Source organism: Bordetella genomosp. 1 (assembly GCF_002261335.1).
Taxonomy (GTDB): domain Bacteria; phylum Pseudomonadota; class Gammaproteobacteria; order Burkholderiales; family Burkholderiaceae_B; genus Bordetella.
Genome location: NZ_NEVL01000002.1, coordinates 226,596 through 248,589 on the forward strand (window position 1 = coordinate 226,596; position 21,994 = coordinate 248,589).

General features: G+C 67.7%; 17 protein-coding genes, 1 tRNA gene and 1 pseudogene. 12 read left to right on the plus strand and 7 right to left on the minus strand.

What is annotated here, in order from left to right:
- Positions 1–15 precede the first annotated feature (15 nt).
- Together CEG14_RS06240 and CEG14_RS06245 are read right to left on the minus strand one after the other, a co-directional pair.
- The gene (locus CEG14_RS06240; RefSeq protein WP_094825501.1) at positions 16–456 is read right to left on the minus strand and encodes a hypothetical protein; all 441 of its coding nucleotides are present in this window, start codon (positions 454–456) and stop codon (positions 16–18) included.
- A gap of 31 nt (positions 457–487) precedes the next feature.
- Positions 488–1,747, minus strand: a complete 1,260-nt coding sequence (locus CEG14_RS06245) for an NnrS family protein (protein ID WP_094825502.1) — start codon at positions 1,745–1,747, stop codon at positions 488–490.
- Between the two features lie 243 nt (positions 1,748–1,990).
- Here CEG14_RS06245 and CEG14_RS06250 point away from each other — a divergent pair, with 243 nt between their 5' ends.
- Entirely contained in the window at positions 1,991–3,547 is a 1,557-nt protein-coding gene (locus tag CEG14_RS06250; protein ID WP_094825503.1) for a sensor domain-containing diguanylate cyclase, read from the plus strand.
- Between the two features lie 132 nt (positions 3,548–3,679).
- Here the strand turns inward: CEG14_RS06250 and CEG14_RS06255 are convergent.
- Positions 3,680–3,769 (minus strand) — tRNA-Ser (locus CEG14_RS06255).
- Positions 3,770–4,098: 329 nt separating this feature from the next.
- Between CEG14_RS06255 and CEG14_RS06260 the strand changes: the two genes are divergently transcribed.
- Complete coding sequence (locus CEG14_RS06260) at positions 4,099–5,406, plus strand: cation:proton antiporter domain-containing protein (RefSeq protein WP_094825504.1); 1,308 nt, start codon at positions 4,099–4,101, stop codon at positions 5,404–5,406.
- 20 nt (positions 5,407–5,426) lie between these two features.
- Here the strand turns inward: CEG14_RS06260 and CEG14_RS06265 are convergent, their stop codons facing one another.
- Both CEG14_RS06265 and CEG14_RS06270 read right to left on the minus strand, forming a co-directional pair.
- On the minus strand, positions 5,427–6,434 hold the full coding sequence (locus CEG14_RS06265; protein WP_094825505.1) for an aldo/keto reductase: 1,008 nt from the start codon (positions 6,432–6,434) through the stop codon (positions 5,427–5,429).
- 68 nt (positions 6,435–6,502) lie between these two features.
- Entirely contained in the window at positions 6,503–7,447 is a 945-nt protein-coding gene (locus CEG14_RS06270; protein WP_094825506.1) for a LysR substrate-binding domain-containing protein, read from the minus strand.
- A 248-nt stretch (positions 7,448–7,695) separates the two neighbouring features.
- On the opposite strand from CEG14_RS06270, the gene CEG14_RS06275 reads away from it, so the two are divergent.
- Genes CEG14_RS06275 through CEG14_RS06285 form a run of 3 tightly spaced genes read left to right on the plus strand, consistent with a single transcriptional unit; the run spans position 7,696 to position 10,496 of the window.
- Complete coding sequence (locus CEG14_RS06275; RefSeq protein ID WP_094825507.1) at positions 7,696–8,478, plus strand: 3-hydroxybutyrate dehydrogenase; 783 nt, start codon at positions 7,696–7,698, stop codon at positions 8,476–8,478.
- 22 nt (positions 8,479–8,500) lie between these two features.
- A complete protein-coding gene (yaaA, locus tag CEG14_RS06280) occupies positions 8,501–9,274 on the plus strand; it encodes a peroxide stress protein YaaA (RefSeq protein ID WP_094825508.1) in 774 nt (257 codons plus the stop codon).
- A 7-nt stretch (positions 9,275–9,281) separates the two neighbouring features.
- Positions 9,282–10,496 carry an MFS transporter gene (locus tag CEG14_RS06285; protein ID WP_094825509.1) on the plus strand — a complete coding sequence of 405 codons (1,215 nt, stop codon included), beginning with the start codon at positions 9,282–9,284 and terminating at the stop codon, positions 10,494–10,496.
- 81 nt (positions 10,497–10,577) lie between these two features.
- Here the strand turns inward: CEG14_RS06285 and CEG14_RS06290 are convergent, their stop codons facing one another.
- Complete coding sequence (locus CEG14_RS06290) at positions 10,578–12,785, minus strand: FUSC family protein (RefSeq protein WP_094825510.1); 2,208 nt, start codon at positions 12,783–12,785, stop codon at positions 10,578–10,580.
- A gap of 467 nt (positions 12,786–13,252) precedes the next feature.
- Here CEG14_RS06290 and CEG14_RS06295 point away from each other — a divergent pair.
- The 4 genes and pseudogenes from CEG14_RS06295 to pssA all read left to right on the plus strand — a co-directional run.
- Positions 13,253–14,974 (plus strand): annotated as a pseudogene (locus CEG14_RS06295) (acetolactate synthase 3 catalytic subunit); the annotation flags it as partial.
- A 10-nt stretch (positions 14,975–14,984) separates the two neighbouring features.
- Positions 14,985–15,476, plus strand: coding sequence for an acetolactate synthase small subunit (gene ilvN / locus CEG14_RS06300; RefSeq protein WP_094825512.1), 492 nt, complete (start codon positions 14,985–14,987; stop codon positions 15,474–15,476).
- 77 nt (positions 15,477–15,553) lie between these two features.
- Positions 15,554–16,570, plus strand: coding sequence for a ketol-acid reductoisomerase (gene ilvC / locus CEG14_RS06305; RefSeq protein WP_094825513.1), 1,017 nt, complete (start codon positions 15,554–15,556; stop codon positions 16,568–16,570).
- A 187-nt stretch (positions 16,571–16,757) separates the two neighbouring features.
- Positions 16,758–17,534, plus strand: coding sequence for a CDP-diacylglycerol--serine O-phosphatidyltransferase (pssA, locus tag CEG14_RS06310; protein ID WP_094825514.1), 777 nt, complete (start codon positions 16,758–16,760; stop codon positions 17,532–17,534).
- A 60-nt stretch (positions 17,535–17,594) separates the two neighbouring features.
- Here the strand turns inward: pssA and CEG14_RS06315 are convergent, their stop codons facing one another.
- Entirely contained in the window at positions 17,595–18,092 is a 498-nt protein-coding gene (locus tag CEG14_RS06315) for a hypothetical protein (RefSeq protein ID WP_094825515.1), read from the minus strand.
- A 414-nt stretch (positions 18,093–18,506) separates the two neighbouring features.
- Here CEG14_RS06315 and rpsO point away from each other — a divergent pair, with 414 nt between their 5' ends.
- The 3 genes from rpsO (at position 18,507) to CEG14_RS06330 (ending at position 21,990) form a co-directional block, all read left to right on the plus strand.
- The gene (rpsO, locus tag CEG14_RS06320) at positions 18,507–18,776 is read left to right on the plus strand and encodes a 30S ribosomal protein S15 (protein ID WP_094825516.1); all 270 of its coding nucleotides are present in this window, start codon (positions 18,507–18,509) and stop codon (positions 18,774–18,776) included.
- A 90-nt stretch (positions 18,777–18,866) separates the two neighbouring features.
- Complete coding sequence (gene pnp / locus CEG14_RS06325; RefSeq protein ID WP_094825517.1) at positions 18,867–21,023, plus strand: polyribonucleotide nucleotidyltransferase; 2,157 nt, start codon at positions 18,867–18,869, stop codon at positions 21,021–21,023.
- A 229-nt stretch (positions 21,024–21,252) separates the two neighbouring features.
- Entirely contained in the window at positions 21,253–21,990 is a 738-nt protein-coding gene (locus tag CEG14_RS06330) for a hypothetical protein (RefSeq protein WP_094825518.1), read from the plus strand.
- Positions 21,991–21,994: the final 4 nt, after the last annotated feature.

Here is a 21,994-nt window from a genome sequence, read left to right on the forward strand (position 1 = left end):
GGCCGCGTGGCGGGTTCAGACCTGCAGATAGAACATCGCCTTGGCCAGCAGCACGATCAGCAGCACGTGCGCGAACACGCTCCGGTGCAGGCGGCGCGAGCGCCGGCCGCGCAGCGTGCCGCGCCGGCGCCAGACCATGGCCGACACGAAATGGCCGAACACGCTGAGCGCGAGCAGGATCTTGAGCGACAGCAGCAGCCCGAACGAACTCGCGAACGGATGCGCCAGGACGGCGCGGTGCTGCCAGGCCAGCCCGATGCCTGCGGTGTAGAGCGTGAGCAGCACCCACGGCATGATGGCGGTGGCGCGGTTGCCGATGGCGCGCTCGACCGCGCGCAGGGTGTCGGCCGGCAGGTGCCTGCGCACGCCCGCCAGCATGACGACCTCGAAGAACACGGTGCCGGCGAACGCGATCGCGGCCAGCAGGTGCAGGGCGAGCAGAAGACCGTAGGGCATGGGCGCTCCGTAGCCGCGTGAGATCAGGGCTTCATTCGGCGCGGCGGCGCGCCACCGCGATCGTGGTCATGGCCGGCATGGCCGCCTTGGGCGCGGCATCGGCGCGCGGCCGGATCAGCAGCGGCGCGAAGCGCCACAGATAGAGCGCGAACGCGAGCACCCAGGCGCCGGCCGAGCCGTGCAGCGCGCCGGGTGCCCACGGGCCGGGGGCCAGCGCCAGCAGCCGCAACGCGGCGGCCGCGAGCACCAGCACGTAGCACCACACCATGAGGCGATCCGTGCGCAGGGGCCGGCCGAGGTGGCCCAGGGCGGTGCGCGTGACCATGCCGATGATGAGCACCGAGAAGCCCGCCACGCCCACGACGTGCACCGGCCAGGCGGCCCGCATCGGTTCGGCCAGCCAGCCGCCCACCTGCACCGCCCAGACCAGGATGCCCGCGCCCATCGCCGCATAGCCGGCGTACAGAATCCACAGCAGCGGCACGCGCCGCACCGCCAGCGGCCGCCAGGCCAGCACGTGCACCAGCGCCAGCACGCCGGCGAGCGCGAGCAGTGCGGCGGCGAGCTGCGGCCAGCCGGCCAGCTGCGCCGCGATCGCCAGCGTGCCGGCCGCGAGCTGTACGTGGCCGCTGCGCGTGTGCATGGGCAGGACCAGCCCCTGCACCGCCCGCGTCGCAAAAAACGGAATCACCCGCCGCGCGATCAGCAGCGCGATGAGCGCCATCAGCAGCAGCCCGGTCTGCAACCGCGCCAGCAGCGCAACGTAGTCGCCCCGCCACGCGGCCAGCAGATACAGCGCGTCCGCCAGGCCCAGGCCCAGCATCAGCAGCGGCACGCCGTAATTGCGCCGGCTGCGCCTGGCGTAGATCGCCCGGCCGATCGCGAGCGCGGTCCAGCCGAAGAACAGCACCTCCGCCACCGCCGCCACTGCGAACGCCGCCGCGCCCGGCACCAGGAAGCCTACCCGCGCCACCAGCCACAGCACGCATGCCGCGCCCAGCGCGCGGCCCTTCAAGGGATTGATGCCGGTCCAGTTGCTCACCGCGGTCAGCAGGAACCCTGCCGCGATCGTCGCCACGAAGCCCCACAGCATCTCGTGCGCATGCCAGAACACGCTCACCAGTTGCCCGCGCAACAGTTGCGGCGCGAACACCCACAGCCCGATCGAGACGGCGGCCCAGAGACACCCGAGCAGGTAGAGCGGCCGGAAGCCGAGCTCCAGGAACGCCGCCCACTGGGGCCGCGCGCGGCCTGCGGCGCCGGGTTCTTCGATGCGGAGGAGATCAGCCATGGAAAGCCTCGAAAGATTTACGCCGAATATATCTTTTAACCGGGGCGCTCCTGCGGGCCGTTGAAGGTTTGTTGACCGGCGTCAAGGCCGGTGCATCGTGCGCAAAACCCGTGCGCGGGATAGGGATATCGCCGCAGCCGTCCCGGGGTAATCTCGCGGTCGAGCCGACACGAATCTGCGCTACGCTCCCAGCCACGGAGAGATTCCAGGACGCATTCCAAGAACAAAGGGGGCGGCAGGTTCATGCGCAGATTCGGTATCAAATCGGTGGGCCTACGCGGGCTGATGCTGGGGCTCGTGCTGGCCGCCGTGCTGGCCACGCTCGTCAACTGCCTGGTCGTGGCGTACAACGTGCAGCGCGATGCGCTGATCCGGTCGTCGCTGGAGGCCAATCGGGCCTACGCGTTCAAGACGGCGTCCAGCATCAACGAGTTCGTGAACTCGGTGCAGGAGCGCCTCGCGTTCAGCAGCGCGCTGCTCGGCGCCGACTTCGCCAACCCGGCGTTGCGGGAAGAAGAAGCCCTGAGGCTGCAGGCGCAGGACTCCGAATTGAATGTGGTGTTGATCACCGACGCGAGCGGACGGGTGCTGCAGACCCATCCCGTCATGCCCGAGATCCAGGGCAAGGCGCTCCACTCCGAGGAACTGACGCAGGCGCTGCGCGAGCGCCGCCCTCTGGTCAGCCACGCCTACCGCGGCGAAACGGGCAACCTGCTCACCTTCGTGTCGCGGCCGATCTTCAGCCCGGCGGGTGAGTTCCTGGGCATCGTGGGCGGTTCGGTCTACCTCGAACAGCCCGGCGTGATGCACGCGCTCATCGGCGAACACCAGCTCGACGGCACCTTCGCCTTCGTTGCCGACGAGAACTACCGCCTGCTCTATCACCCGGACCATGCGCGCATCGGCGAGGTCGTGAGGTCGAGCCCGACCGTGGACGCGGCCCTGCGCGGCGAGGCGGGGGTGATGGAGGCCAACAACTACCTCGGCATCCCGATGCTGGCCGGTTACGCCCCGGTTCCGGGTGCGCAGTGGGCGGTCGTGACGCAGCAGCCGCGCGACGAAGCGCTCGCCCCGTTGAATGCGCTGATGCACGACATGCTGGTCGGGATCGTGCCGGCGGGCCTGGTGGGCCTGGTCCTGATTCTGCTGGGGGCGACGCTGATTTCCCGGCCGCTGCGCCAGCTCTCGGCCGAGGCCACGCACCTGGCCGAGCCGGAGGCGGCGGGGCGCATCCAGGCCGTCCGCGCCTGGTACACGGAGGCGGCCGCGATCCGGCAGGCGATGATCGCCGGCGTGCAGCTGTTGCAGAAGAAGATCACCCGCCTGAGCCGTGCCGCGGACACCGACCCGCTGACCGGCCTGGCCAACCGGCGTGCCATGGGCGCGGCCCTGGCGCAATGGGATGAGGCCGACCAGTCGTATGCGGTGCTCGCGCTCGACATCGACCACTTCAAGCGCGTCAACGACACCTACGGCCACGATGCCGGCGACGTGGCGCTGCAGCACGTCGCGACCCTGATCGCCGATTGCGCGCGCAACCACGACATCCCGTGCCGCGCCGGCGGCGAGGAATTCTGCCTGCTCCTGCCCGGCACGGCGGCCGATGCGGCGCGCCGCGTCGCGGAACGCATCCGCGCCCGCATCGCCGACACTCCCATCGAGGGCATCGGCCACGTCACCATCTCGATCGGCGTGGCCTGGCGCAGCGCCGAGACTCCCCGGTCCCCCGCGGTGCTCAAGCGCGCCGACGAACGGCTGTACGACGCCAAGCGGCTGGGGCGAAATCGGGTGGAGGGGTGAGAGGGGAGGCGCAGCAACGGTGCCGGCGCTGTCCGCAGGGCCGGACGTCGGGCGCCGGACGCGGCCGCGCGCCAAAACAAAAAGGCCCCGAAAGATCGGGGCCTGTAGCGCAGCACTGAGTGCTTTGAATCCTGGCGGAGAGGGTGGGATTCGAACCCACGATACGCCTAAACGTATACCGGATTTCGAGTCCGGCGCATTCGACCACTCTGCCACCTCTCCGTGACGGGTACTGCTGCAAGGCAACTCGAGGAGGCGGTTCGTGGTCTTGAACTCGCAACCCGGTGGATAACGATGCATCCACAACGGCCCTGCTGTATTTACTTCTGTTTTTGCGGCGTCAGGAGCATTTCTGTTCTTGAGCAGCGAAGCCCGCCATTCTACACAAAAAAATCCGTTTGTGTGAGCGGTGATCGAAAAATTTTGCTTTTCGCTCATTCGGGCCTGTCGGTGCAGCCCCGGGCGGGCCGAATTTTGCCAGAATTCGCGAAAGGGTGCCTGGCCCCGGGCGCCCGTTCTCACGCAGGGCCGTGCCCGAAGGCGCGCCGACCATGGATCTCATCACGCTGCTCTTGTTGTCCGCCGTCATCTGCGTGCCGCTGGCGCACCGGTTCGGACTGGGCGCGATCCCGGGCTATCTGATCGCGGGGATGGCGATCGGGCCGTCGGGGCTGCGCATGGTCACGGACGTGCCGGCGATTCTCGCGGTGTCGGAGTGGGGCGTGGTCATGATGCTGTTCGTGATCGGGCTCGAGCTCGCGCCGCGCCGGCTGTGGGGCATGCGGCGCGAGGTGTTCGGCGCGGGATCCTTGCAGGTGCTGGCCTGCGGGCTGGTGCTCGGACTGGTGTTCGGCGCCGGCCTGCGCCACCTGGCCGGCATGTCGTGGGTGGGCGCGGTGCTGTGCGGGCTGTCGCTCTCGCTGTCGTCCACCGCGGTGGCGTTGCGGCTGCTGGAGGAGCGCGGGCTGCTCAAGACGCCGGTCGGATACTCGGCGCTCGGCGTGCTGCTGTTCCAGGACATGGCGGCCATCCCGATGCTGGTGGCGGCCGGGCTGCTGGGTTCCGACGGGGCCAGCGCGCCGTCGTTCGGCATCGCGCTGGCCGGCGTGGTGGTGGTGCTGGTGATGCGGCGCATGCGCCTGCTGGGCGTGGTGGTGCGCACGCAGATCCGCGAGCTCTTCACCGCCGCCACCCTGCTGATCGTGCTGGGGTCCGCGCGGCTGTTCGACTATGCCGGGCTGTCGGCCGGCCTGGGCGGTTTCCTGGTCGGCGTGCTGCTGGCCGAATCGCGCTATCGCGAGGAACTCGAGCGCACCATCGAGCCGTTCAAGGGGCTGCTGCTGGGCCTGTTCTTCGTGGCGGTGGGCATGTCGGTGAACGTGCGCGAGGCCTGGGAGTACTGGCACTACGTGCTGGCCGGCGTGCTGGCGCTTCTGCTGATCAAGATCACGTTGATCTACGTGCTGGCCCGCATCGTGGGCCTGCCGCACTACCACCGGCTGCTCTATGCGCTGGTGCTGGCGCAGGGCGGCGAGTTCAGCTTCGTGATCTTCAATGAGGCCTGGGACAATCACCTCATGACGCTGGCGCAGCGCGACCTGCTGGCGGTGGTGGTGGCGATTTCGATGGGGCTGGTGCCGTGCCTGATGCGCCTGCTCGAACACCTGCCGCCGCGCTTCGGCGGCATCGCCGGCATGGAGGTGCGGCCGGTGGGCTTCGACGAGGCGCCCGGCACGGCGGCCGATGCTGCGGCAGCCGATGCCGCGGCGGCCGGCCCCGCCGACGCCCGCAATGCCGCCGATCCTGCCGCCGCCGCGCTGCCGGCCGCGGCGCAGGCGCAGGCCCGGCGCGACGGCTGAGCCGCCGGGCGCGGCCCGGCTCAGCGCGGCGCCGCGCTGGCGCCGAATGCGCGCTCGATGCGCTGTACCTGTTCCTCGTCCAGTTTGCCCAGCACGTCCAGCGCGCCGAGGTTGTCGGCGAGTTGCGCGCTGCTCGAGGCGCCGAGGATCACGCTCGTGACCTGGGGATTGCGCAGCGCCCACGCGATCGCCAGCTGCGCGCGTGACGCACCCAGCTCGTCGGCGATGGGCTGCAGGCGGCGCGAGGCGGCGATCATGTCGGCCTCGCTGCCTTCGAACACGAAGTCGCGCAGCCAGCCGAAGCCCTCGGTGTTCATGCGCGAGCCGGCCGCGACGCCGTCGTCGTGGCGGCCGGCCAGCACGCCCGAGGCCAGGGGCGACCAGGTCGTGAGGCCCAGGCCATGCTGCTCGGTCAGCGCGCGGTACTCCTGTTCGACGCGCTCGCGGTGGTACAGGTTGTATTGCGGCTGCTCGAGCTGCGGCGGCACCAGATGGTGCCGGTCGGCGAAGCGGATCAGCGCCTCCACGTCGACGGCCGGCCATTCCGAGGTGCCCCAATAGAGAATCTTGCCCTGCTGCACCAGCGTGTGCATGGTCCACGCGATCTCGGCGATGCTCATGTCCGGGTCCGGGCGATGGCACAGATAGATGTCGAGATAGTCGACGCCGAAGCGCGCCAGCGCCTGGTCGCAGGCTTCCACGATGTGCTTGCGGCTCAGGCCTTGTTGTGTGGGGCGCGAGGCGCGGGCGGGATCGTGTTTGTCGCCGGTGCCGAACAGCACCTTGCTCGAGATGCAGTAGGCATCGCGCGGCCAGCCCAGCGTCTTGATGGCGCGCCCCAGCATGCGCTCGGCCTCGCCGCCGAGATAGACCTCGGCGCTGTCGAAGAAGTTGATGCCGTGGTCATAGGCCTGCGCCAGCAGGTCGCGCGCGCCGCGATCGCGCAGCGAGGTGCCGAAGGTGATCCAGCTGCCGAACGACAGGGCGGAGAGCTTGAGGCCGGCGTGGCCGAGACGACGATATTCCATGGGGGGGCGGGGCAGGTGAGTCGATGAGCCCCGCATCATGGAAGCCCGCGCCGGCTTCGTAAAATATCTTATGCGGGCGCGAATGAGACTTGGCAGATATCGCCGCCCGCGGCGGGCCGCATGCGCTCGCGGATCGCCGCGATGAAGCGGTCGCGGATCGGCGCCTGGCGCCGTGGATCCCACGCCATCAGCAGCTCGAGCTGCTGCAAGGAGGGCGGCGCGTCGCACACCACGGGCCGGAACACCACCGCGTCCTGGCCGGCCTGCGCCATGCTGGCCGGCACCAGCGCCACGCCGAAGCCGCTCGCCACCAGCGCCACCACGGTCTGCAGCCGGCGCGCGTGCTGGCGTATCGAGGGCGTGAAGCCCGCGCTCTGGCACAGCGCCACGAGCTGGTCGTAATAGCCCTGGCCCAGCCCGCGCGGCGACGCGACGAAGGTCTCGCCCGCCAGCGCCGACAGGGCCAGCGGCCCCGCGCCATCGAGCGCATGGCCGGCCGGCAGCGCCACGCAGATGGTCTCGCGCAGGATCGGCTCGAAGCGCAGCGAGGGGCTCGAGGTGCCGGGCAGGCGCATGAAGCCGATGTCGGCGTCGCCCCGTTCGAGCGCGGTCACCTGCTCGCTGGTGCTGGCCTCGTTCAGGCTGAAGGCGAGCGCGGGTGCGGCTTCGCGGAAGCTGCGCAGGGCGCGCAGCAGGGGCGCGTAGGTGGCGATGTTGATGAAGGTCAGGCGCAGATGGCCTTCGAGGCCCTCGGCCACGCGGCGCGTGCGCGCCAGGCCGTCATCGAGCCCGTGCAGCAGCCCGCGCGCGGTGTCCAGGAACGCGGCGCCGGCCGGCGTGAGCGCGACGCTGCGGTTGGTGCGCGTGAACAGCGCGTGGCCGACCTCCTGTTCGAGGCGGCGGATGGCCTGGCTCAGCGGCGGCTGCGCCATGTGCAGGCGCTGGGCGGCGCGATGGAAATGCAGCTCTTCGGCAACCGCGACAAACTGCTGCAACAGTCGGGTTTCGATCATGGGGTCCGGGGGGTGAACGCAGGGGCGGTCCGGGCAGGGGGGCGCGGGCGCGGGGCGCAATGCTGCCACAAAGCCGTGGCGCGGCCATGAAAGCCCGACCCGCCGGCGCGGGATTCGCGGCGCGGCGGCCGCCTGACCATCGCATGAATGTGTGGATTGGCGCGCCTGGCGTGGCCTGTGCCATGATAGACCGGTGCCAGCGCGGCTACACTCATGGCCGTCGCGTGTCCCACCTTCAGGAGAACCTCATGCTCAAAGGTAAAGTCGCAGTCGTCACCGGTTCCACCAGCGGAATCGGCCTGGGTATCGCCACCGCGTTCGCGCAGCAGGGCGCCGACGTCGTGCTCAACGGATTCGGCGACGCGGGCGAGATCGAGGCGCTGCGCGCCCGGCTGGCCGAGGAACACGGCGTCAAGGTGCTCTACGACGGGGCCGACCTGTCCAAGGGCGAGGCCGTGCGGCAGATGGTCGCCAACACGGTGCAGACCTTCGGTCGCATCGACATCCTGGTCAACAACGCCGGCATCCAGCACACCGCGCTGATCGAGGAATTCCCGATCGAGAAGTGGGACGCCATCATCGCGCTCAACCTCTCCGCCGTGTTCCACGGCACGGCGGCCGCGCTGCCCCACATGAAGAAGCAGGGCTGGGGCCGCCTCATCAACATCGCCTCGGCGCACGGCCTGGTGGGCTCGCCGCAGAAGTCCGCCTACGTCGCCGCCAAGCACGGCGTGGTCGGCTTCACCAAGGTCACGGCGCTCGAGACCGCGGGGCAGGGCATCACCGCCAACGCGATCTGCCCGGGCTGGGTGCGCACGCCGCTGGTCGAGAAGCAGATCACCGCGCTGGCGCAGCGCGACCAGGTCGACCAGGAAGCCGCCGCGCGCGACCTGCTGAGCGAGAAGCAGCCCTCGCTGCAATTCGTCACCCCCGAACAACTGGGCGGCACCGCGGTCTTCCTGGCCTCGGACGCCGCCGCGCAGATCACCGGCACCTCGATCTCCGTCGACGGCGGCTGGACCGCGCGCTGAACCTTTCAAGGACGTCATCCCCATGCTGTTTCTGCTTTCCCCGGCCAAGAAGCTCGACTACGACACGCCGCTCAAGACCGAGACCCACACCCAGCCGCTGTTCGTCGACCAGGCGGCGGCGCTGATCAAGGTGCTCAAGACCAAATCGGCCGACGACATCGGCGCGCTGATGAGTCTGTCGCCGGCGCTGTCCGAGCTCAACGTCGCGCGTTACGCGGGCTGGAAGAAAACCTTCACGCTCGACAACGCGCGCCAGGCCGTGCTGGCCTTCAACGGCGACGTGTACGAAGGCCTGGAAGCCGGCAGCCTGTCGGAACGCCAGCTCGAGTGGGCGCAGGATCACGTCGTGATCCTGTCGGGCCTCTACGGCGCGCTGCGCCCGCTCGACCTGATGCAGCCGTACCGCCTCGAAATGGGCACCCGCCTCGAAAACCCGAAGGGCAAGAACCTCTACGAATACTGGGGTTCGGGCATCGCCGCCTATCTGAACCAACGCCAGGAAGGCCAGAAGTCGCCGGTCATCATCAACCTCGCCTCCGAGGAATACTTCAAGGTGGTCGACCAGAAGACGCTCAACGCCCGCGTGGTGCAGTGCGTGTTCCAGGACTGGAAAAACGATGCCTGGAAGGTCATCAGCTTCCATGCCAAGCGCGCGCGTGGCCTGATGGCGCGCTACGCCATCACCCACAAGATCGCCAAGCCCGAAGGCCTGCAGGCCTTCGACAGCGAGGGCTACGCCTACGACGCCAGCGCCTCGTCGGCCGACAAGCTCGTGTTCCGCCGCAAGCAGGCCTGAGCCGGTCATGCCGGCCGGGTTGCGCGTCTTTCTGTTCTTCTCGCTCGGCTACCTGATCTCGTATGTGTTCCGTGGCCTGAACATCGGCTTCGGACCCTACCTGACCAGTGAGCTGAGCCTGTCGGCGGCCGACCTGGGCACGCTGACGAGCCTGTATTTCCTGGGCTTCGCGCTGATGCAGATCCCGGCCGGGCTGATGCTCGACACCTGGGGGCCGCGACGCGTCAACGCCACCATGCTGGTGGTGGCCGCGGTGGGCACGCTGGTCTATGGCATGTCGACCTCGCTCACCGGCCTGATGGTGGGCCGCCTGCTGATCGGCGCCGGCGTGTGCGTCTGTCTGGGCGCCACCTTCCAGGCGCTCGCCCACACCTTTGCGCTGGCGCGCCTGCCCGGCATCAACGGCCTCGTGATGGCGGTGGGCGGCCTGGGCGGGGTGCTGGTGGGCACGCCGCTGTCGGCGCTGCTCGAGCACACCACCTGGCGCATGGTCAGCATCGGCATGGCGGGCGCCACCCTCGTCGTGGCCACGTTGATCTGGTTCGGCTCGCCGCGCGAGACCGGGCCGGCGCGCGCGCCGGTCACGCTCGCGAGCCAGTGGCGCGGCACCTGGACGCTGCTGACCTCGGCCCATTACTGGCGCCTCGCCTCCTTGCCCGTGATGACGGGCGGCGTGTTCTATGGCGTGCAATCGCTGTGGGTGCGGCCCTACCTGATCGAGGTGAACGGCCTGGACGCCGTGCCGGCCGCGTGGCTGGTGTCGCTGCTCGGCCTGGCGATGATGGCGGGCAACATCGGCCTGGGCCTGGCGGCCCGGCGGGTCGAGCGCATGGGGCTGGGCCTCTACGGCTTCGGCGGGCTGTGCATGGTGCTGTTCCTGGTGTTCCAGCTGCTCATCATCCTGCGCGTGCCGCTGCCGCTGGCCGCGCTGTGGGCCGGCTACGGCATCTTCGGCTCGGCCAACATCCTGGTCTACGCGCTGTTGGCCGGGGAGTTTCCGCGCGAGCTGCTCGGGCGGGTGGCGTCCACCACCAACCTGCTGATGTTCCTGATGATCTTCCTGTGCCAGATCGGCGTGGGCTGGGTCGTGGACCTCTGGCCCGGCATCATGGGCGGGTTCCGCGCGGACGCCCACATCGCCGCCTGGGTGCTGCTGCTGGCGGCGCAGGCGGGGGCGGCGGTCTGGTATTTCTGGCCGCGCAGGCGGGTCGCCCCGGCCTGAGCGGGGCGGCGCCGCCCGGCCGACGAAACAACGCCGCTGGCATCAGCTGCGTTGTCGTTTCTGGCCCGGCGCACGGCGGCCTCAGGCCGCGACCGCGCGGGGCCGGTGCTCGCCGGGGTCGGCCACGGCCAGCAGCTCCTGCCGGATCAGCGCGCTGGCGCGCAGCATCTGCTTGAGCGGATAGGCCAGCGTGGCGAGTTCGCCGGTGGTGTCGAACTGGCTCGGCAGGCTGGCCGGGTCGGCCGCCTCGGGATCGAGCTGCTGCACCATGCCGGCCAGCGCCTCGGCCATCGGGGCGGGCGTCTGCGGCAGGGTGGCGAGGATGGGCATGGCGGCGGTGATCTGCGAGGCCAGGATGTGATTCTGGATCAGCAGATTGTTGAACTCGGGCACGTTCACCTGGTGCGAGCGCGGCTCGCTCATCATGCGATAGAAGGCCTCGGCGAAGTTGCTGAACGCGATGTGCACGTTCTTGCGCGCGAGTCGCCAGTGCAGGTCGGCGTCGACCACGGCCTGCGACTCCTCGGCCGCGCCCTGGTGCGCCTGCATCTCGGCCACGTAGGCCAGGCCGGCGCGCAGGTATTCGCGATTGGCACGCGAGGCCGCCTGGGCCAGCGGCTTCATGTAGCGCGCCTCCCACCACGGCAGGATGTAGCTGCACACCAGCGCCAGCACGCAGCCCAGCAGCGTGTCGAGCGCGCGTTCGCCGATCACTTCGAGCGACACCGTGCCGGGCGCGACGAAGTGGAACACCAGCACCACGAACAGCGTGTTGAAGATCGCGCTGCCCATGTAGTTGAGCTGCACCAGGCTGTTGCCCATGATGCAGGCGCCGATCAGCACCGCGAACAGGATCTCCGGGCGGTCGGTGAGCGCAAACAGGCCGAGCGCCAGCGCACAGCCGATCAGCGTGCCGGTCAGGCGCCAGCCGTTGCGCTGCCGGGTGAGCGCGAAGCCGGGCTTCATGATGATGACGATGGTGAGCAGCACCCAGTAGCTGTGCGCCGCCAGGTTGTGCGACAGCCAGGTGCCGATCAGGCCCATGGCCGCGGCGGCCGCCAGCGTGACGCGCAGCGCGTAGCGGAAGTGCGGCGAATCGAAGCGCAGGTTGCTGGTGATCATGCCCAGCCGGACCTCCTGGCGCGACATGAAGCGCGTGAGCGACTTGTTGATGCGCAGCTCGCTGGTGGGCACCGCGTTGGGCTCCTGCGCGGTGTGGCCGGCGAGCTTGTCGACGATGCGCGCGGCGTTGCGCAGCCGGCGCAGCACCTGCACGATCAGCGCCAGCGTCTCGGGCTCGCGCTCGCCCAGCCCCTGCTGCTTGAGCTGCTCGATCTCGTATTCGATGGCGCGCAGCTCGGCCTTGGCGCTGCTGCGATACTGGGTCTGGCGGCCGCGCGACACGTCGAGCGCGATGCGGTTGAGCTCGAGCGACATCTTCACCAGCGCGTCGCGCATGAAGATCAGCGCATCGCTGCCGGCCAGCGCGCGGCGCAGCGCCGCGTAGTCGGTATGGGTGGCGACCAGCGTGTCGAGCATCTGCAGCATGTCGACGAACATGTTCCACAGCATCACCCGCTCGTCGTCGCGAAAGCCCTGGCCGCGGGGCAGGGCGCGCAGCACCAGGTCGCGCGCGGCCTGGTGGTTTTCGGTCATGAGCGACTGGCGCTGGATCAGCGTGCGGTACGCGTCGTCGAGGTCGGCGGTCTCGTCATAGAATGCGGCGCGCGCGGCCATGTAGTCGGCGGTGGAAAACAGCGCGACCGACATCGCCTGGCGCTCCTCGCGCAGCCAGAACACCCGGCGGAACGTGAGCGAGAACAGCAGGTAGAACAGCGCGCCGCCGGCCGTGGCCAGCGAGTGGTACAGCACCTGGTCGGGCGGCAGCGGCGAATGCATGGTCAGCGTCATCAGCAGCAGGCCGGCGAAGCCGATCAGGCCGCCGCGCTTGCCGAACACCGAAAACATCGAAAACAGGAAGCATTGGGCGATCACCACCAGCCACAGGATCAGCGGGTAGGTCGAGGCCAGGCCGGTGAGGGTGACGGTGGCCGTGCCCAACAGGGCGCCGCCCAGCATTTCGTTGGTGCGGTGGCGTTGCGGCCCGCCGGGCTGGTCGATGATGGCCAGGCACTGGGCACCGAAGGTGGCGACCAGGCCGAGGTTGAACTGGCCGAAGATGCCGCCCAGGATGAGCACCGGCAGGAGCATGCCGACGCCTTGCCGCACACCGCCGAAAAAGTAGTGGCTATAGAGAAAGCGGCGGATGCTGGCAATGCGCAGGTCCATGGGGGAAACGCGAGAAAGGCTGGTAATACCGGCAGTATAGAGAGGCTGAGGCGCTTAGGGGGCCAGATCGTGTGTGTCGGATTGTGGCGCCATACCGACAGGTTCGATTTGCTCGCTTTGCCGCAACGCGGTAAATTCGCTCCTCTTGCGCCGGTCTGCCTATCCGATACCGGCGCGCGGGCGAGCAAGATCCGGGCCACCTTCCGCGGTCTGCTGCGCCAGTAACACCTGCTGTTGGCCGCGCCACAAGCGTGAGTTGCCAAGGCTTCCATTTCGACCTCCAGCGTCCCCTTGGGCGTTTGCACTGCGTCTCTGACGAGCGTGTGCCGGGTCGGCAAGGTGTCCGGGTGGCGTGGCTCCGTGAGCCGCTAAGCGCCGGATGTGTTGTCGTAACCGGTTCGGGTTCTGATCGCTGCCGTATCCGGGCAAGCGGTAATCAGTGAGGCAGGGCCGGTACTGAAAGGAATGACAACATGGAAATGAATGGCGCCGATATCGTCGTGCGCTGCCTGGCCGATGAGGGCGTGGAACACGTCTTTGGCTATCCTGGCGGCGCGGTGCTCTACATCTACGACGCAATCTTCAAGCAAGACAAATTCCAGCACATCCTGGTTCGTCACGAGCAAGCTGCCGTGCACGCCGCCGATGCCTACTCGCGCGCGTCGCAGAAGGTCGGCGTCTGCATCGTCACCAGCGGCCCGGGCGTGACCAATGCCGTCACCGGCATCGCCACCGCCTACATGGACTCCATTCCGATGGTGATCATCAGCGGTCAGGTGCCCACGGCAGCGATCGGCGAAGACGCCTTCCAGGAGTGCGACACCGTCGGCATCACGCGTCCCTGCGTCAAGCACAACTTCCTCGTGCGCGACGTGAAGGACCTGGCCGAGACCATGCGCCGCGCGTTCTACATCGCGCGCACGGGCCGTCCGGGCCCGGTGCTGGTCGACATCCCCAAGGACATCACGGTCGCGCAATGCAAGTACACCCCGCCCAAGGGTGAGATCTCGCTGCGCTCGTATGCGCCGGTGGTGAAGGGGCATCAAGGCCAGATCAAGAAGGCCGTGCAGATGCTGCTGGCCGCCGAACGCCCGATGATCTACTCGGGCGGCGGCGTGATCCTCTCCGACGCCTCGGACGAGCTGCGCGCCTTTGCCGACGTGCTGGGCGCGCCCGTCACGAACACGCTGATGGGCCTGGGCGCCATGCCCGCCAGCGACCGGCAGTTCGTCGGCATGCCCGGCATGCACGGCACCTACGAAGCCAACATGGCGATGCAGCACTGCGACGTGCTGCTGGCCATCGGCGCGCGTTTCGACGACCGCGTGATCGGCAATCCCAAGCACTTCGCGCAGAACGCGCGCAAGATCATCCACATCGACATCGACCCCTCGTCGATCTCGAAGCGGGTGCGCGTGGACGTGCCGATCGTGGGCAACGTGAAAGACGTGCTCGCCGACCTCACCGCGCAATACAAGGCCGCGCGCGCCGAGACCAAGCCCGCTTCGATCGAGAAGTGGTGGCAGCAGGTCGAGACCTGGCGTGGCCGCGAGTGCCTGAAATACACGGGCTCCGACGAGGTCATCAAGCCGCAGTTCGTGGTCGAGAAGCTCTGGGAAGTGACGGGCGGCGACGCCTTCGTCACCTCCGACGTGGGCCAGCACCAGATGTGGGCCGCGCAGTACTACCGCTTCGACAAGCCGCGTCGCTGGATCAACTCCGGCGGCCTGGGCACCATGGGGGTGGGCCTGCCCTACGCCATGGGCGTGCAGATGGCCAATCCGGGCACCGACATCGCCGTGATCACCGGCGAAGCGTCGATCCAGATGAACATCCAGGAGCTGTCGACCTGCCAGCAATACCACCTGACGCCGAAGATCGTGTGCCTGAACAACCGGTTCCTGGGCATGGTGCGGCAATGGCAGCAGATCGACTACGGCTCGCGCTATTCCGAGTCGTACATGGATTCGCTGCCCGACTTCGTCAAGGTGGCCGAGGCCTATGGCCACGTGGGCCTGCGCATCGAGCGCCCGGCCGACGTCGAGCCGGCGCTGCGCGAAGCATTCAAGAAGCACAAGGATCGTCTGGTCTTCCTGGACTTCATCACCGACCGCACCGAAAACGTGTGGCCGATGGTCAAGGCCGGCCGCGGCCTGACCGAGATGCTGCTCGGTTCCGAGGATCTGTAAGGAGGCCACCATGAAGCATGTGATTTCGGTTCTCATGGAGAACGAACCCGGCGCGCTGTCGCGCGTGGTCGGCCTGTTCTCCGCCCGCGGCTACAACATCGAGACGCTGACCGTGGCGCCCACCGAAGACGCGACCCTGTCGCGCCTGACGGTCGTCACCGTGGGGTCGGACGAGGTGATCGAGCAGATCACCAAGCACCTGAACCGCCTGGTCGACGTGGTCAAGGTGGTGGACCTCACCGAAGGCGCGCACATCGAGCGCGAGCTGATGCTCATCAAGGTGCGCGCGGTCGGCAAGGAACGCGAAGAAATGAAGCGGATGGCGGATATCTTCCGCGGCCGCATCATCGACGTGACGGACAAGTCGTATACGATCGAACTGACCGGCGACCAGGATAAAGTCCAGGCATTCATCGACGCCCTGGACCGCAGCGCCATCCTCGAAACCGTCCGTACCGGGGTTTCCGGCATCGGCCGCGGCGAACGGATCCTGAAGCTCTGAACGGCGCGACCCGCCGTAGCATCACCCAATTTGTTTGAATTCAACGTATCTAGAAATTCCAAGATTTGGAGCACACCATGAAAGTTTTCTACGACAAAGACTGCGATCTCTCCCTCGTCAAGGGCAAAACCGTTGCCATCATCGGCTACGGCTCGCAAGGTCACGCCCACGCGCTGAACCTGCATGAATCGGGCGTGAAGGTCGTGGTCGGCCTGCGCAAGGATGGCGCGTCGTGGAACAAGGCCGCCAATGCCGGCCTGAAGGTGGCCGAAGTGGCCGAAGCCGTGAAGTCGGCCGACGTGGTCATGATGCTGCTGCCCGACGAAACCATCGCGTCGGTCTACAACAAGGAAGTCCACGCCAACATCAAGGCCGGCGCCGCGCTGGCCTTCGCCCACGGTTTCAACGTGCACTACGGCCAGGTCGTGCCGCGCGAAGACATCGACGTCATCATGATCGCCCCGAAGGCCCCCGGTCACACGGTGCGCTCGACCTACTCGCAAGGCGGCGGCGTGCCCCACCTGGTCGCCGTCTACCAGGACAAGTCGGGTTCGGCCCGTGACATCGCCCTGTCGTACGCCAGCGCCAACGGCGGCGGCCGTGCCGGCATCATCGAAACCAACTTCCGCGAAGAAACCGAAACCGACCTGTTCGGCGAACAGGCCGTGCTGTGCGGCGGTGCCGTCGAGCTGATCAAGGCCGGTTTCGACACGCTGGTGGAAGCCGGCTACGCGCCCGAAATGGCCTACTTCGAGTGCCTGCACGAGCTCAAGCTGATCGTCGACCTGATCTATGAAGGCGGTATCGCCAACATGAACTACTCGATCTCGAACAACGCCGAATTCGGCGAGTACGAGACCGGCCCCAAGATCGTGACCGACGAGACCCGCAAGGCCATGCGCCAGGCGCTGCTCGACATCCAGACCGGCGAATACGCCAAGAAGTTCATCCTGGAAAACGCCGCCGGCGCTCCGACGCTGACCTCGCGTCGCCGCATCAACGCGGAATCGCAGATCGAAGTCGTGGGCTCGAAGCTGCGCGCCATGATGCCCTGGATCGCCGCCAACAAGCTGGTCGACAAGTCGAAGAACTGATGCGTGGCCGCGCCGGGTCCGCCCGGCGCGCCCGCCTCACGGGCGCAGGCCCGGATCACGGCATCTCCGCGTGTGCGGAGATGCCGTTTTTGCTTGTGTGCCCAGGAATGGCGCTTGCTGCCAACGCAAGCGGGGCCATATGAGTTAACCTTTCGACATACGCCGCTCGCGGGACATACCTATACCTATGCCGAATTTCTCCATGCGCGATTCCGAGAATCGCCATCGCAGCATCTACCTGCTGCCCAATGCCTTCACCACCGCCGCGCTGTTCGCGGGCTTCTACTCCGTGGTGCAGGCGATGAACGACCGTTTCGAGACGGCCGCCATCGCCATCTTCGTGGCCATGGTGCTCGATGGCATGGATGGCCGCGTCGCGCGCCTCACCAACACCCAGTCGGCCTTCGGCGAGCAATACGATTCGCTGTCCGACATGACCTCGTTCGGCGTGGCGCCGGCGCTGGTTGCCTATGAATGGATCCTGCAGGACCTGGGGCGCTGGGGCTGGCTGGCGGCCTTCGTCTACGTGGCCGGCGCGGCCCTGCGCCTGGCGCGGTTCAACACCAACATCGGCGTGGTCGACAAGCGCTTCTTCCAGGGGCTGCCCAGTCCGGCCGCGGCCGCGCTGGTGGCGGGCTTCGTCTGGCTCGCGATCGACAACAAACTGCCGATCCACGACAGCGTGATGGCGTGGGTGGCGTTCGTGCTCACGATGTACGCCGGCATCTCGATGGTGAGCAACGCGCCGTTCTTCAGCGGCAAGAGCTTTGCGCTGGGCCGCAGCGTGCCGTTCTGGGGCATCCTGGTCGTGGTCGCGGTGTTCGTCTTCGTCTCCAGCGATCCCCCGGTGGTGCTGTTCGGCCTGTTCGTGCTGTACGGCCTGTCGGGCTGGTTCGTGTGGGCCTGGCGCTGGAACCGCGCGCGCCGCTTCCTGCAGCGCCGCGCCGGTGGCCATCACGAGTGATGGCGCCACGCTCCTGAACGCAGAACGGGCCGCTCGCGCGGCCCGTTTCTTTTGCCGTGCTCAGCGATTGAAGCGGAAGTCTTCGTCGTACATCGGGTCGGGGCCCGGGTGAAAGCGCGTGACCTGGCGGCCGTCGGCGCCCAGGTACACATACATCACCGAATTCCAGGCGTCGGCCTCGCGGTAGCGGTAGGCCCACACCACCTGGCGCGCGCTGCCCCAGCCGGCTTCGGAAATCTCGGCGGGCGGGCCGAACTCGCAGCGCACCTGCTCGGCGCTCCACGTGCCCTCGGCGAGCAGGCGGAAGTGTTCGTCGCGCAGGATCGACACCACCGGGCCGACGCGGCCGTCGGGCGTGACGTTGGTGCCCCAGGCGTACTGGCCCATCGGCTGCTGCGTCCAGATCACGCGGCGGCCGCCGTCGGGGCGGTCACAGAAGAAATTCGGGCGGCCCCACTTGGCCTCGACGTCGGCCAGCGGGGTGCCGGGGGCGGTCTGGCTCAGGTTGGCGCAGGCCGCGAGCGCGCCGGCCACGCTCAGGGCGGCGGCGGTGCGCATCAGAATGCGTGAAATTGGGGACACGACGATCTCCTTACGACGGGTGTAGCGGATGGCATTGGGGGCCGGAAGAGCCGGGGCCGGCCGCCGGCAGGGCGGGGCAGCGCACGGAGTCGGTCCGACAGAAGACGCCCGGCCAGTTTACCGAATCGGCTATAATTGCTGACGCTTTGCATGAAGAGCCGGGTGAGTGCCCGGCTTTATTTGTGTGGAGACGGTTGTACCGAAACCCCCGCGCAGCCTGGAGCTGCCAGCAATATCAAGGGGTTACGGGCAGTCGTGCATGCCGCCAGCCGGGTTGTCGTAATGCCCGGCACGGGCCGGAGAGCATCCCGGCAGGCAAGCCAAGAACACCATTTTTCAAACCCACGTCCGGGCGCCTCGGCCCTGACGCATGTCCGTAGAGGTCATCAAATGTCTGTAGCTGACATCAAGAAATCCGAAATCGTCGCGCAATTCCAACGCGCTCAAGGCGATACCGGCTCCCCCGAAGTTCAGGTGGCTCTGCTCACCGCCCGCATCAACGAACTGACCGGTCACTTCAAGGCCCACATGAAGGACCACCACTCGCGCCGCGGTCTGCTGCGCATGGTCAGCCGTCGTCGCAAACTGCTCGACTACCTCAAGGGCCGCAATCCCGATTCGTACCGCGCTCTGATCGAAAAACTCGGTCTGCGCAAGTGATCGACGGGGCTGGCTCCCCATGACGCAACCGTGGCCGCTGCGACTTCGTCGCGACGGCCACGGTTTTTTCATTTGTAAGGAACAATCGTCATGTTCAATAAAGTGACCAAGACTTTCCAATACGGCCAACACACGGTCGTGCTGGAAACCGGCGAGATCGCTCGCCAGGCTTCAGGTGCGGTTGTCGTGTCCGTTGAGGACACCGTCGTGCTGGCCACGGTCGTGGCTGCCAAGAAGCCCAAGGCTGGCCAGGACTTCTTCCCCCTGACCGTCGACTACATCGAAAAGACGTACGCCGCCGGCCGCATCCCGGGTGGCTTCTTCAAGCGCGAAGGCAAGCCCTCCGAGAAGGAAACGCTGACGTCGCGCCTGATCGACCGTCCGCTGCGTCCGCTGTTCCCGGAAGGTTTCTACAACGACGTGCAAGTGGTCATCCACACGCTGTCGGTGAACCCCGAAATCGATCCCGACATCCCCGCCATGATCGGCGCCTCGGCCGCGCTGGCCATCTCGGGCATCCCGTTCAACGGCCCGATCGGCGCCGCGCGCGTGGGCTACATCAACGGCCAATACGTCCTGAACCCGGTCGCCTCCGACCTGAAGGGTTCGGAAATGGACCTGGTCGTCGCCGGCACCGAAAACGCCGTGCTGATGGTCGAATCCGAAGCCAAGCAGCTGTCGGAAGAAGTGATGCTGGGCGGCGTGGTGTTCGGCCACGAGCAGATGCAAGCCGCGATCAACGCCATCCACGAACTGGTGCGCGATGCCGGCAAGCCCGACTGGGACTGGGCGCCCGCCCCGAAGAACGAATCGCTGATCGCCGCGGTCACCGCCGCTGCGCAAGACGGCCTGCAAGCCGCCTACCAGATCCGCGAAAAGCAATCGCGCACCACCAAGCTGCGTGAAGTCTATTCCGACGTGAAGGCCAAGCTTGCCGAGCAAGCCGCCGCCGCCGGCACCGACACGCCCGACAACGTCACCGTCGAAAACATCCTCTTCGATCTGGAAGCCCGCATCGTGCGCGGCCAGATCCTGAGCGGCGAGCCCCGTATCGACGGCCGCGACACCCGCACCGTGCGCCCGATCAGCGTGCGCCTGGGCGTGCTGCCGCGCGCCCACGGCAGCGCCCTGTTCACCCGCGGTGAGACGCAGGCCCTGGTGGTTGCCACGCTCGGCACCAAGCAGGACGAGCAGATCATCGACGCCCTGATGGGCGAGTACCGTGACCGCTTCATGCTGCACTACAACATGCCTCCGTTCGCCACCGGCGAAACGGGCCGCATCGGTGTGCCGAAGCGCCGCGAAATCGGCCACGGCCGCCTGGCCAAGCGCTCGCTGATCTCGCAGCTGCCCGCGCCCGAAGACTTCCAGTACACGATCCGCCTGGTTTCGGAAATCACCGAATCCAACGGTTCGTCGTCGATGGCTTCGGTCTGCGGCGGCTCGCTCGCCATGATGGACGCCGGTGTGCCGATCAAGGAACACGTGGCCGGCGTGGCCATGGGCCTGATCCTGGACGGCGGCAAGTTCGCCGTCCTGACCGACATCCTGGGCGACGAAGATCACCTGGGCGACATGGACTTCAAGGTTGCGGGTACCGACAACGGCATCACCGCGCTGCAGATGGACATCAAGATCCAGGGCATCACCAAGGAAATCATGCAGGTCGCGCTGGCCCAGGCCCGCGAAGGCCGCCTGCACATCCTCGGCAAGATGCGTGATGCGCTCGACGGTTCGCGCACCGAACTGTCGGCCTTCGCCCCGCGCATGCTGACCATCAAGATCAACCCCGAGAAGATCCGTGACGTGATCGGCAAGGGCGGCGCCACCATCCGCGCCCTCACCGAAGAAACCGGCACCCAGATCGACATCTCCGACGACGGCACGATCGTGATCGCCAGCGTCGACGAGTCGCAGGCCAAGGAAGCCCAGCGTCGCATCGTCGAGCTGACCGCCGACGTCGAAGTGGGCCAGGTCTATGACGGCTCCGTGCTGCGTCTGCTGGATTTCGGCGCCATCGTGCAAGTGCTGCCGGGCCGTGACGGCCTGCTGCACATCTCCGAGATCGCCAACTACCGCATCGCCAACATCAACGACGTCCTGAAGGTGGGCCAGCAGGTTCGCGTGAAGGTCATCGAAGCCGACGACAAGGGCCGTCTGCGCCTGTCGATCAAGGCGATCGGCGGCATCGAGCAGCAACAGGCTGGCGCCGAGGCGCCCGCTGCCGAACAGCCCCAGGCTGAATAAGGCACGAGCGGCGCGCGAGCGCCGCTTGCTGGCAGTACCCGAAACGCCGCGGCCCCGTGCCGCGGCGTTTTGCTTTTCGGGCGGTCGCCGGCGCCGCAATGGGCCACGAGCTCACGCAAGTAGGGTAAATTCGTGCCAAATCAAATCCGTCCGGCCGGGCGGACCGGGCAGCGCGACGTCCCGGATGCCCCGGTGTCCGGAACCGCACGTCACAGGGGATGGATATCGCATGATGGGCAGGGCGCGCGCCGCGTGGGCGGCATGTGTGGCCGCAGTCTGGCTGGCCGGGTGCATCGCGCCGGCCGCCACGCCCTCGTCGGCGCGGGCGCCGGGCCCCAAGGGCGAGGCCATGTCGGCCGACCAGCTGGCCCAGACCGATTTCAATCGCACCGTCACGATCGAGATCCGCGACAACCTCAACAGCCTCTACACGCTGCTCGACAAGCTCTACCGCCGCAACCCGCGCGAGTGGCGCAAGACCGGCGTCAGCAGCCAGGAAGACGCAGTGGCGCGGGTCAAGCGCCTGATCGAGGCCCGCACGCCGCCGCAGGGCCTCTCGGGGCTGCGCGACATCCAGGTGCTGGCCGTGGCGCTCGATCCGAATTATGGCGGCGACCGCGTCGCGGCCTTCATCTACGGCCTGGCCGATACCATGATCGCGGCCCACAACGACAAGACCCGCATCTACGTGTCCGACGTGCTGGACGGCCAGCGGCTCTACAATGCCGCGCGCAACGTCGAGGCGGCGGCCTGGCTGCTGGCGTCGCGCCGCAACGCCCAGGGCGAGCCGCTGCTGCTGGCCAATGAAATGTCCGCCACCGCCACCAATCTCAGTTTCGAACGGGAGTTCGGCGCTATCATCGGCCGGCTGGACCTGATCGCCAACCTGCTGGGCGAGAATTCGCGCCGCATCGGCATCAACTATGCGCAGGGCCTGCTTTTCTTCAATTTCCTGCCTGTCCGCTAGCGCC